The sequence below is a fragment of the Pseudomonas sp. C 49-2 genome, from assembly GCF_003970195.1.
GTDB lineage: Bacteria > Pseudomonadota > Gammaproteobacteria > Pseudomonadales > Pseudomonadaceae > Aquipseudomonas > Aquipseudomonas canadensis.
This window is the reverse complement of record NZ_RXYG01000034.1, coordinates 1-10,350: the sequence shown is the minus strand read 5'-3', so window position 1 is coordinate 10,350 and position 10,350 is coordinate 1. Positions and strand designations below refer to the sequence as shown.

The following is a 10,350-nucleotide window of genomic DNA, read 5'->3' as shown; positions in this document are numbered from 1 at the left end:
GAGATGAAGGAAGAAGCGACCCAGATGATCCTGCAAGGGACTCAGCTGGAGATCGAATACGCGCGCGACACCATGCCACGCGGTGTGCTGGGCATGAACGCGGCGATGATGGAGGACTACCTCAAGTTCATCGCCAACCGTCGTCTGTCGCAGATTGGTCTGAAAGAAGAGTATCCGGGGACGACTAACCCGTTCCCGTGGATGAGCGAAATCATGGACTTGAAGAAAGAGAAGAACTTCTTCGAAACCCGTGTGATCGAGTATCAGACCGGCGGCGCGCTGAGCTGGGACTAACGTGTAGGAGCTGGCTTGCCGGCGATGGCGATCATGCGGGCGCCTTCGCCGGCAAGCCGGCTCCTACAGGTTTGGTGTTGATACCCGTTAAATAGTTTTTATGCCCAATCAAACCATCAAGACCCCCTGCGTCGGCCTGTGTTCCACCGTTTACGGGGACCTGGTCTGCCGGGGCTGCAAGCGTTACCACCATGAAGTGATCCAGTGGAACGGCTACAACGCCGACGAGAAACAGGCGGTTTGGCTGCGCCTGGAGCAATTGCTGGTACAGGTCATGGCCAGCAAGTTGGAGGTGTTTGATGCGCACCTGCTGCGCCAGCAGCTTGAGTCGCGCAAGATCCGCTTCATGCCGCACCAGTCGGCCTATTGCTGGGCGTATCAGCTGATTGCCCGGGGTGCGCGGGTGATTTCCAAGCTGGACGCGTATGGGCTGGCGTTGCTGCCGGAGTTTCGCGAGCGCAGCCTGGCGGATCTGCGGGATGCGATTGACCGGGAGTTTTTCCTGCTGTCCGAGGCGCATTACGAGCGGTATATCGCCCCGGGGTTTATCAGGGAGGCTTTTGGGCCTCCACTGATAGCCAGTTTTTAACTCAGCAATTCCAGGAGGCTGCGCGTTCGGCCTGCAGGTCATAACGCTCAATCGCCTCCTGGCACACCCGCGCCTCCAGACGCCCCTGCTTCACCAACGCCGTCAGCGCCGCCAGCACAATGTGATGGCGGTCCACCTCAAAGAAATCCCGCAGCGCCGCCCGTGTATCACTGCGCCCAAAGCCGTCCGTCCCCAGCACGGTGTAGCTGGAATCCAGGTAAGCGCCAATCATCTGCGGCACTGCCCGCACATAGTCAGTCACCGCAATCACCGGCACGCCTTTGGGCAAGCATTCATTCACATGGCTGATCCGCGCAACGGCCTGCGGATGCAAGCGGTTCCAGCGTTCCACCTCCCGCGCATCATGCGCCAGCTCGCTGAAACTGGTGACGCTGAACACGTCGCTCGTCACCTGCCAATCATCCGCCAGCAACCGTGCTGCCGCTTGCGCCTCGCGTACCAGCGTGCCGGACCCGAGCAGGCGCACCTGGGCATTGGTCGTGCCTTGCAGGCGGTACATACCCTTGATAATCGCCGCTTCAACCCCGTCTGGCAGGCTGGGCTGCGGGTAGTTTTCGTTCATCAGGGTTACGTAGTAGAACTCGTCCACATCGTGTTCGAGCATCTGGCGCATGCCGTGGTCGAGGATCACCGCGAATTCCCCGGCGAACGCCGGGTCGTAGGCGCGGCAGTTGGGCACGGTGGCCGCAGTGAGGTGGCTGCTGCCGTCCTGGTGCTGCAAGCCCTCGCCACCCAGGGTGGTGCGTCCGGCGGTGGCGCCGAGCAGGAAGCCACGGGCACGTTGGTCAGCGGCGGCCCAGATCAGGTCGCCGACGCGCTGGAAGCCGAACATCGAGTAATAGATGTAGAACGGCAACATGCGCAGGCCATGCACCGAATAACTGGTGGCCGCCGCAACCCAGGAACTGATGGCGCTGGCCTCACTGATGCCCTCCTCCAGGATCTGCCCGTCGGTGGCTTCGCGGTAGCTGAGGATCGAGCCGATGTCTTCCGGCTCGTAACGCTGGCCGACACTGGAGTAAATGCCGATCTGCTTGAACAGGTTGGCCATGCCGAACGTGCGCGCTTCATCTGCCACGATAGGCACGATGCGCGGCCCCAGCGCCTTGTCCTTGAGCAGGTTGGTCAACATGCGCACGAAGGCCATGGTGGTGGACATTTCCTTGCCGTCGGCAGCCGTGGCGAAGCCGGCATAACCCGATATGGCCGGCACGCTAACCGGGGCGGCGACCTGGCTGCGACTGGGCACGTAGCCGCCCAACGCCGTGCGACGCTGGTGCAGATAGCGCAACTCCAGGCTGTCCTCGGCCGGTTTGAAAAAGCTCAGGGATTCGGTCTGTTCATCGGTCAGCGGCAATTGGAAGCGATTGCGGAAGGCGATCAACGCGTCGCGGTCCAATTTCTTCTGCTGGTGGGTGGTCATCTTGCCCTGCCCGGCCTCGCCCATGCCAAAGCCCTTTTTGGTCTGGGCCAGGATCACCGTGGGTTTGCCTTTGACCCGCCGTGCGGCGTGGTAAGCGGCGTGGATCTTCACCATGTCGTGGCCGCCGCGCTTGAGGCGGTCGATCTGCTCATCGCTCATGCCCTCGACCAGCCGGGCCAGGGACTCGCTCTGGCCGAAGAAGTGTTCGCGGTTGTAGGCGCCATCCTTGGCGGCGAAGGTCTGAAATTGACCGTCAACGGTGTTGGACAAAATGTTGACCAGCGAACCGTCAGCGTCCTTGGCCAGTAACGCATCCCAGTCCGAGCCCCACACCAACTTGATCACGTTCCAGCCAGCGCCGGCAAACAAGGCCTCCAGCTCATCGATGATGCGCCCGTTGCCGCGCACCGGCCCGTCGAGGCGTTGCAGGTTGCAGTTGACCACCCAGGTCAGGTTGTCCAGGCCTTCGCGGGCGGCCAGGGTCAGGGCCGACATGCTTTCCGGTTCGTCCATCTCGCCGTCGCCGAAGACACCCCAGACGTGACGGTCGGTGGTGTCCTGCAAGTTGCGGTGCTGCAAGTAGCGCATGAAGCGCGCCTGGAAGATTGAACTAATGGGACCGATGCCCATGGAACCGGTGGGGAACTGCCAGAAGTCGGGCATCAGCCACGGGTGCGGGTAGCTGGACAGGCCGCGTGCGCCCTGTGTGGGCCCGCCTATCTCCTGACGATAGTGCGCCAGGTCGTCTTCGCTCAAACGCCCTTCAAGGAAGGCGCGTGCATAGATGCCTGGCGCGGAATGCGGCTGATAGAACACCAGATCGCCGCCGAAGCCCTCGTTACGAGCGCGAAAAAAGTGGTTGAAGCCGACCTCGAACAAGTCCGCCGCGCTGGCGTAACTGGCGATATGGCCACCCAGTTCGCCGTAGGCCTGGTTGGCCCGCACCACCATGGCCAAGGCGTTCCAGCGCACCAGCGAGGCCAGACGTTCTTCGGTAGCGAGGTCGCCGGGGAATGCCGGTTGCTGCTCGACGCTGATGCTATTGATGTAGGCCGTGCCGTGGCGCGGTTTCCAATCGATGTGCGGCGCACTGGCATCCTGCGCCAGCAAGTCGAGGATCTGCCTAGCCCGCACGGGGCCGGCGTGGGTGACCAGGGACGCCAGGGCGTCGCGCCACTCATCCAACTCTTGCTGATCCATCACCGCATTCGTGAAACCGTTCATGGGCACCTCCGGACTTTTTTTCCAGTTTATGTCGGTGCTGGAGGATTTTTTGCCTGTTATCAGGCGCTCGACGTTGAATTTTGAGCATGAATCACTGCCAATTTTGCCTCTGGCAGCACGTTATGCTCAAGCAGGACGAAAGCCCGCAATTGTGTTTAAAATGCCGCCCGCTCAACGACCGACGTTTAACGATGACCCCAGACGCACTCGCCACCCTGCACACCCACCTGCTCACCGCCCTGGCGACCCCACCGGCTGAAACCCGCCGCCTGTTCCACGGCCGTGGCCGTTGCTGGCCGGGCCTGGAGCAACTGACGGTGGACTGGTTGCAAGGCGTGCTGCTGGTGGCGTTGTTCAAGGAACCGGACGCGGCACAACTGGAAGCCTTGAAGCACCTGCTGCAAACCGAGTTCGGCACCTACACCATCGCGCTGCAACACCGTTACCTGCCGCAAAGCACCACCGAGTGGCTGTCGGGCACCCCTGTCGACGAGTTGACCATCACCGAAGGTGGCCTGCGCTACCTGATCGACCTGGGTAAAAAACAGAATAGCGGGCTGTTCCTCGACATGCGCTACGGCCGCAACTGGGTGCGTGAGCAGGCCAAGGGCCAGCGCGTGCTCAACCTGTTTGCCTACACCTGTGGCTTCTCGGTGGCGGCCATCGAAGGCGGCGCCGACCACGTGGTGAACCTCGACATGGCCCGTGGCGCCCTGAGCCGTGGCCGCGACAACCATCGCCTGAATGGTCATGACCTGGGCAACGTCAGCTTCCTGGGCCACGACCTGTTCAAGTCCTGGGCCAAGGTCACCAACAACGGCCCCTACGACTTAGTGATCATCGATCCGCCGTCGTTCCAGAAAGGCAGCTTCCTGTTGACCAAGGACTACCAGCGCGTACTGCGCCGCCTGCCGGATCTGCTCACGCCACAGGGCACCGTACTGGCGTGCATGAACGACCCGGCCTTCGGTGAAGACTTCCTGATCGACGGCGTCACACGCGAAGCACCGGGCCTGCGCTTTGTGGAGCGGCTGGAAAACCCGCCGGAATTTCCGGATATCGATCCACAAAGTGGGTTAAAGGCACTGGTGTTCCGCCAGGGCTGATGCCGAAACGTCCTACGCTTGCTACGCTAAGTGATACCCCGGGGAGGTGAACCTTCTTACCCCCTTCCCGGTCGATACCTGCATTCCCCGGCCAGACTCGACGGCGTCACGTCGTCGGCTGCCCTGTTTCACCTTTTGGAGAACCGCCCGTGATATCGACCCTGCATGTAGCCAGACTCAAAGCCTGGGGCGCCCACGGCTTTACCGCCACCGGTGTAGTATTGGCCTTCCTGGCCACCCTGGCGCTGCTGGAAAACTCACCCAAGGCCTGCCTGCTATGGCTGGGCCTGGCGCTGGTGGTGGACGGGGTTGATGGCTCACTGGCGCGACGGGTGAATGTGAGCACGGTACTGCCGAGCTTCGACGGCTCGGTGCTGGACCTGGTGATCGATTACCTCACCTATGTGTTTATCCCCGCCCTGTTTATCTATCGCTATATCGACCTGCCGGACTTTACCCACCTGTTTACCGTGTCGGTGATCCTGGTGTCGTCGCTGTTCTGCTTCTGCAACGTCAATATGAAGAGCAAGGACAACTACTTCGTCGGCTTCCCCGCCGCGTGGAATGTGGTGGCCTTGTGCGTCTATATCATCCAGCCGGAAGCCTGGGTCACCTTGCTCACCGTGATCGGCCTGGCCCTGCTGACCGTGACGCCGATGAAATTCCTGCACCCGTTCCGGGTGAAGCGGTTCATGCCGATCAATATCGCAGTAACCACGATCTGGTTGCTGTGCAGCTTCTTGATGGTGATGGATTACCCGAACACCAACCCGTGGACGTTTGGCTTGTGGTCGCTGATGTCGGCGTATTTCCTGGGGATTTGTATCTGGCGCACGGCACTGGAGTGGCTGGGAACACACAAATGACCCGGTGAACACTCTTCAAATGTGGGAGGGGGCTTGCCCCCGATAGCGGTGGGTCAGCTAAAGATGAGTCAGCTGGAGCAGTGCCATCGGGGGCAAGCCCCCTCCCACATTTGGATTTGCAGACTCCCCGCGAGTAAGATGGCGGCCTTTCGCCCAGCCCCTTCGCTGCGCACCCTGCCAATAATAAGCCCAACCCATGCCCTTCGAACTCAGCGTAGACCTCACCACCCTCGCCATCCTGGCGGCGGTCGCTTTTATCGCCGGCTTCATCGATGCCATCGCCGGCGGCGGGGGCTTGCTCACCACGCCCGCCCTGCTCACCGCTGGCATGCCGCCGCATCTGGTACTGGGCACCAACAAGCTCAGTTCCACCTTCGGCTCGGCCACCGCCAGTTTCACCTTCTATCGGCGCAAGCTGTTCCATCCGCGCCAGTGGGTGCATGCCATTGTCGGCACGCTGATCGGTGCGCTGACCGGCGCCGTGGTCGCCCACTACCTGCCGGCTGAAACCCTGAACAAGATGCTGCCGGTGATCGTGTTCGCCTGTGGCGTGTACCTGTTGTTCGGCGGCACGCCCAAGGCGCCAGTGGACGCCGATGCACCGATCAAGAAGAAATGGCAATCCACCCAGGGCTTCGGCCTGGGCTTCTACGATGGCGTGGCCGGCCCCGGCACCGGGGCGTTCTGGACCGTGAGCACGATGCTGTTGCACCCCATCGACCTGGTGAAAGCCAGCGGTGTGGCGCGCAGCATGAACTTCGTCAGCAACGCGGGGGCGCTGACGGTGTTCATTATCAATGGTTCGGTGGACTGGATCGTCGGCCTGGCCATGGGCGTGTCGGTGATGTGTGGCGCATTCTTTGGCGCACGCAGCGCGATCAGCGGCGGCGCCAAATTCATTCGCCCGGTGTTCATCACCGTGGTTCTCGGCCTGACGGTGCGCCTAGCCTGGCAGCACTGGTTCAGCGTGGCCTAGTCGGCGGGCCAGATACAGGTCGATCAGGTAACGCGCAATCGAGCGTGACGCCGGCAACGGTGGCAAGTCGTGGATATTGAACCACTGCGCGTCCTCGATCTCATCAGCCTGGGGCACGATATCGCCCCCGGCGTACTCGGCATGAAAACCCAGCATCATCGAATGCGGGAACGGCCAGCACTGGCTACCCATGTACTGAATGTTCTTGACCTCCACCTGCACTTCCTCGCGCACTTCGCGGATCAGGCAGTCTTCGGCCGACTCACCCGGCTCGGCAAACCCCGCCAACGTGCTGTACACCCCCGTGACAAAGCGTGGCGAACGCGCCAACAGGATCTCGTCACCACGGGTCACCAACACGATCATGCTCGGCGAGATACGCGGGTAGCTGCGCAGGTCACAGGCCTGGCAGTACATCGCCCGCTCGCGTGGTACCTGGACCATGGCCTGGCCGCAACTCCCACAAAACCGGTGTTCCCGCGCCCAGGTGCCGATCTGCGCTGCGTAGCCCAGCACCTTGTAAAGGGTGTGATCGCCTTGCAGCATGAAACCGCGCAACCCCTGCCAACTGCAACCCGGCACTTCAGCAGAAGCATTGAGTTCCAGCAGGTACACCGGCTCGCCGTCGAGGTGGCCAATGCCGTGCTCGGCAAACACCGACAGGTCCTGGCGCTTGAGCCATTCCCGGGGGAACAACGGGCCATTGGTGTCATGCAAAAAGCCGTCGCGGCTGCGGGCGACGGCCCAGCCGCCAGGGGTGTCGTTGTCCAGCAGCGTTGTGGTAATCCAGCCTGGGGTCATGTCAGTCAATCCACGAATTCGGGTTTCTGCTTACTCATGTGGGCCGCGATGGCCACGCGCAGGTCGTTGGATTGCAACATAGCCGAGTTCCAGGTGGCAACGTATTCCAGGCCGTCATTGACTGTATGGTCACGCATATAGCTGATCATGGCCTTGGTGCCGGCCACGGCAATCGGCGACTTGGCGGCGATTTCATGGGCAATCTCCATCACCCCGGCCAACAGGCTGTCCTGATCGGGATAGACGCGATTGACCAGGCCGATGCTGCGCGCTTCCTCGGCGCCGAACTGGCGGCCGGTGTAGGCCAGCTCACGGAGCATCCCATCGCCGATGATACGCGGCAGGCGCTGCAGGGTGCCGACGTCAGCGGCCATGCCGATGTCGATTTCCTTGATGGAGAATTGCGCGCCTTCGGCGGCGTAGCGCATGTCACAGGCGCTGATCAGGTCGATGGCACCACCGATGCAGTAACCCTGGATCGCCGCCAACACCGGCTTGCGGCAGTTGTCGACGGCATTGAACGAGGCTTGCAGCTCCAGGATCTTGCGGCGCAGCAAGCGCGCGTTGCGGCCCACGTCCTTACCGAATTCATTGGCCACCGAGGCCAGCATCATCAGGTCGATGCCGGAAGAGAAATGCTTGCCGGCCCCGCTGAGCACCACGGCGCGCACGGCGTCGGTGTCTTCGACCCACTGGAAGATGTCGATGATTTCGGTCCAGAACGCCGCGTTCATCGCGTTGATCTTTTCCGGGCGGTTGATCTGCACATGGGCAACGTTGCCGTTGAGTTCGACGACGAAAGCTTGGTATTCGGACATGGCAGTGATCCCTGACTGGCGAGTGATAAGGCCCGAACTATAACAAGGGAACGTGACGGCACATCGGCCAAAAACGGGACGGGCAAAGGTAATGGAATGTTGTGGGCGTGCGGTTCATGCAGCGCCGATACAATTCATCCAGAGCGGCCGATTTATCGGCTATACAATCAGGCGCATTGCCTGGAGCTGCCTATGTCGACCCCGTTTCGCTCATCCTTGATTCTCGCCCTGGTGGTCGTGCTGACCGGCATCGGCGCCGGATTGGGCGGGATGTTGCTGGCGTTGTTGCTGCATGGTATCCAGCACCTGGCCTACGGTTATAGCCTTGACAGCCTGGTCAGCCATGAAACCTTCCTGCTGGGCGTGACGGGGGCGCCGCCTGAGCGGCGGCTGCTGGTGCTGGTGGTGTGCGGCCTGGTGGCGGGATTGGGCTGGTGGGCGATTTATCGTTACGGCAGGCCGCTGGTGAGCATCAAGCAAGCGGTGTCGGAGAAGATGCCGATAATGCCACCCAAGACCACGCTCGCCCACGCCTTGCTGCAGATCATCACCGTGGCCCTGGGTTCGCCCCTGGGGCGTGAAGTGGCACCGCGGGAACTCGGGGCGTTGGCCGCCACCTGGTTGTCCCTGCGCGCTGGACTCGACCCGCAGATGCATCGCCTGATCGTCGCCTGCGGCGCCGGTGCCGGGTTAGCCGCGGTGTACAACGTACCGCTGGGTGGCGCGGTGTTCGTGCTGGAAGTGCTGGTGGGCGCGTTCAGTTGGCCGGCGGCGGTGATTGCGTTGGCGACTTCAGCGATTGCAGCCTCGGTGGCGTGGATCGGGTTGGGTGCGCAATCGCAATATGCAGTCCCGCACTTCGTGTTGAACCCTGCCCTGATCGCCTGGGCGGTGGTCTGCGGCCCGATCTTCGGCGTGGCGGCGTACGGTTTCACACGACTCACCGGCAAGGCGCGAGCGAATGCCGCCAGGGGCTGGCGCCTGCCGGTGCTGTCATTGATCAACTTCACCCTGATCGGCGGTTTGGCGATGCTGTTGCCGCAAATCCTCGGCAATGGCAAAGGTCCGGCGCAGCTGGGTTTCGACAATGAACTGACGATAGGCCTGGCGGCGTTGTTGCTGGTGGTCAAAGTACTGATCACCACCAGCAGCCTGCGCGCCGGCGCCGAAGGCGGCTTGCTCACCCCCGGCCTGGCCAATGGCGCCTTACTGGCAATCATCCTCGGCGGCGCCTGGAGCCTGGTCTGGCCCGGCGTGCCCCTGGGCGCATTCGCAATCATCGGCGCCGCCGCCTTCCTGGCCGCCAGCATGAACATGCCGTTGAGCGCGATTGTGCTGGTGGCGGAGTTCACTCGCATCGACCACGACTTCCTGGTGCCGATCATCCTGGCCGTGGTGGGTTCGATGTGTGTGAGCAAGCTGTGCCAACGGCGCGGGTAAAAACGCTGCAAAAGGCTGGATAAAACCCGGCACACACGCCATCCTTCGCGCTTTAAGCCGCCCCATTCGCGGCGCTCGACGTTTAAAGGATATGCCCCATGCACGCCCAACCCCTCACCGCCGCCGAATTCGAATTCATCGAAAACACCCTGCTCAAGTACGGTGACGACCACTCGGTGCTGAACCTGGCCGAACTCGACGGCTACTTCACCGCGCTGGTCTCCAGCCCGGTCCAAGTGGACGTGGCCGAGTGGTTCCCCGCGATCTGGGGCGGCCAGAACCCGAAATGGGACAACATGGACGAAGCGCAAAGCTTCCTCGAACTGTGCGTGCGCCACCTCAACACCCTGGCCGCACAACTGGCGACCGACGCCGCCGGCTTCAAAGCCCGCTTTGACGAAACCGAACACCAAGGCCACACCGTGACCCTCGCCGAAGAATGGTGCTTTGGCTACATCCGCGGCGCCGCCATCGGCAACTGGCCGGAACTGCCGGCAGAACAGGCTGCACGGCTGGAAAAAATCTCCTGGTGCGCCGAACAAGACAACTTCGAACTCCCGGCCGACCTCGATGTGCAGGCACACCAGCAACGCGTCAGCGAGATCGAACCGGCAGCACGCGCACTGCATGATTACTGGTTGGCGAAGCGATAACAGCCTGCTGGGTCCGAGGCGCCTGCATCGCCGGCAAGCCGGCTCCTACAGAAAACGAAAAGCGTATCCACGATGCGAAGCGAGTCGCTCTTGATCTTGATTTTGATCTTAGGCGCCCCGTCAAACACGCTGGCCGAAC

At 62.0% G+C, this 10,350-nt stretch carries 10 protein-coding genes; 7 read left to right on the top strand and 3 right to left on the bottom strand.

The features are described 5' to 3' along the window. The coding region (locus tag EJ576_RS29590) for a ribonucleotide-diphosphate reductase subunit beta (protein WP_178083548.1) at nt 1-294 on the top strand (294 nt) is incomplete at its 5' end. A gap of 100 nt (nt 295-394) precedes the next feature. Continuing rightward, entirely contained in the window at nt 395-883 is a 489-nt protein-coding gene (locus EJ576_RS29585) for a DUF1289 domain-containing protein (RefSeq protein ID WP_068937878.1), read from the top strand. A 1-nt stretch (nt 884) separates the two neighbouring features. Here the strand turns inward: EJ576_RS29585 and mdeB are convergent, their stop codons facing one another. Continuing rightward, nucleotides 885-3,551, bottom strand: a complete 2,667-nt coding sequence (gene mdeB, locus EJ576_RS29580; RefSeq protein ID WP_126571763.1) for an alpha-ketoglutarate dehydrogenase — start codon at nt 3,549-3,551, stop codon at nt 885-887. Between the two features lie 191 nt (nt 3,552-3,742). Here mdeB and EJ576_RS29575 point away from each other — a divergent pair, with 191 nt between their 5' ends. From EJ576_RS29575 to EJ576_RS29565, 3 genes are all read left to right on the top strand, one after another. Next, complete coding sequence (locus EJ576_RS29575) at nt 3,743-4,657, top strand: class I SAM-dependent methyltransferase (protein WP_126571762.1); 915 nt, start codon at nt 3,743-3,745, stop codon at nt 4,655-4,657. Nucleotides 4,658-4,806: 149 nt separating this feature from the next. After that, nucleotides 4,807-5,523: a phosphatidylcholine synthase gene (gene pcsA, locus EJ576_RS29570; RefSeq protein ID WP_122727476.1), complete on the top strand. Its 717-nt coding sequence runs from the start codon at nt 4,807-4,809 to the stop codon at nt 5,521-5,523. Nucleotides 5,524-5,719: 196 nt separating this feature from the next. Beyond that, nucleotides 5,720-6,499, top strand: a complete 780-nt coding sequence (locus EJ576_RS29565) for a TSUP family transporter (RefSeq protein WP_123477207.1) — start codon at nt 5,720-5,722, stop codon at nt 6,497-6,499. On the opposite strand, the gene nudC is transcribed toward EJ576_RS29565, so the two are convergent. Next, nucleotides 6,467-7,300: an NAD(+) diphosphatase gene (gene nudC / locus EJ576_RS29560; protein WP_126571761.1), complete on the bottom strand. Its 834-nt coding sequence runs from the start codon at nt 7,298-7,300 to the stop codon at nt 6,467-6,469. The genes EJ576_RS29565 and nudC overlap by 33 nt on opposite strands. 5 nt (nt 7,301-7,305) lie before the next feature. Further along, nucleotides 7,306-8,118: a crotonase/enoyl-CoA hydratase family protein gene (locus EJ576_RS29555; RefSeq protein ID WP_126571760.1), complete on the bottom strand. Its 813-nt coding sequence runs from the start codon at nt 8,116-8,118 to the stop codon at nt 7,306-7,308. A 192-nt stretch (nt 8,119-8,310) separates the two neighbouring features. Between EJ576_RS29555 and EJ576_RS29550 the strand changes: the two genes are divergently transcribed. Both EJ576_RS29550 and EJ576_RS29545 read left to right on the top strand, forming a co-directional pair. After that, a complete protein-coding gene (locus tag EJ576_RS29550) occupies nt 8,311-9,558 on the top strand; it encodes a chloride channel protein (protein WP_126571759.1) in 1,248 nt (415 codons plus the stop codon). 98 nt (nt 9,559-9,656) lie between these two features. After that, nucleotides 9,657-10,211 (top strand): UPF0149 family protein, encoded by a 555-nt coding sequence (locus tag EJ576_RS29545; protein ID WP_126571758.1) that lies wholly within the window; start codon nt 9,657-9,659, stop codon nt 10,209-10,211. Nucleotides 10,212-10,350: the final 139 nt, after the last annotated feature.